Annotated in this window: 1 pseudogene; it reads right to left on the bottom strand. The window is 70.4% G+C overall.

Annotation, left to right across the window (positions count from 1 at the left end):
* A pseudogene (locus PKE99_RS39680) lies at positions 1 to 622 on the bottom strand (IS701 family transposase); the annotation flags it as partial.
* Positions 623 to 1,112: the final 490 nt, after the last annotated feature.

Below are 1,112 nucleotides of genomic sequence, written 5' to 3'. Positions count from 1 at the left end.
TCTGCCCCACCGGGCGGGGCGTTCTCGGGCGGATACGGCGAGGCCACGGCCCAGTCGTAGAACCCTTCCCCCTTCACGCCCGCACCGGCTGAGCGGAGCTTCCAGGCCCGTTCGGGAGCGCGGGCGACCAGGTCGTCCGCCTGTCGTGAGCCGCCGATCCGGGAGATGTCGGCGTCCAGGGACAACGCGATGGACTGATTTCGGGGAGCCGCGACGACGTGGCCGATCCGGCGCCGCTCACACCAGGAGCAGAACTCGTAGTTCTGCCGGTAGGCCTCGTCCGCCGCTATGAAGGCCGCCGGAACTCCGGCATCGAGGGCGCGGCCGAGCTTGGCCTTGGCCAGGGCAGCCTCGGTGGCGAAATCGACCTCGTCGGGCACCGCCACCGCCGCCTCCCGGCAGCGTCGCCGATCTGAGATCCACGACACGGCAGGTCGAGCTCGCGGTCGATCACGGTGCGGCCCTTGCCTGTGGCGTAGGCCAGGGACACCCCGAGCCGGCAGTTCTCCACCCGCCCCACGGTGCCCGAGTACTGGCGCTGCACACCGGCGGACTCGGTGCCCTCCTTGAGGAACCCGGTCTCGTCGACGATCAGCACCCCGCGCGGCGCGCCGAGGTGTTCCCCGAGCGCGAACCCAAGGACACAGCCCTCGGCCCGCAGCTCGTGGTGCGCGGAACAACAGCACCGCCTCCCGCCCCAGCGGGCTGAGTCCGACATCGCGCTCGGCGGTTGTGCGGGTCGGCAATGGTGGCCGGGCCGTGGCACGAACCGGTGGTTGAGGCCGCGTCGAGGCACGGCTTGATCGGAGCGACCGCCTCGTCCGGCCGCTGCCATCGAGGCGCCTCTCCCGTGCGGGCGCGACTCGCGGACGAAGGTTTGCGGGCCGTGCTTGACCTGTCAGGGCGAGGTGACCTACGATACCAGAATCGTTTATATGAAGAGCCGGGCCGACGGAGGCCGTACGCCCGCTTCATGGTCGACTGAGTGCAGGTTCTCGGCGGTGGGAGAGAGGTGAAGGTGGAGTCGGATCGTTTCTTTCCCGCCGGCGAGTGGATCGCCCCGTCGAGCTCGGCCCCCTGGACGTGCTCGACCCCGTCGACCGCGAAGCCGA

Source organism: Pseudonocardia halophobica, assembly GCF_027922425.1.
Lineage (GTDB): Bacteria > Actinomycetota > Actinomycetes > Mycobacteriales > Pseudonocardiaceae > Pseudonocardia > Pseudonocardia halophobica.
Note: the sequence above shows the minus strand (reverse complement) of the source record. Positions and strands in the feature narration are given on the sequence as shown.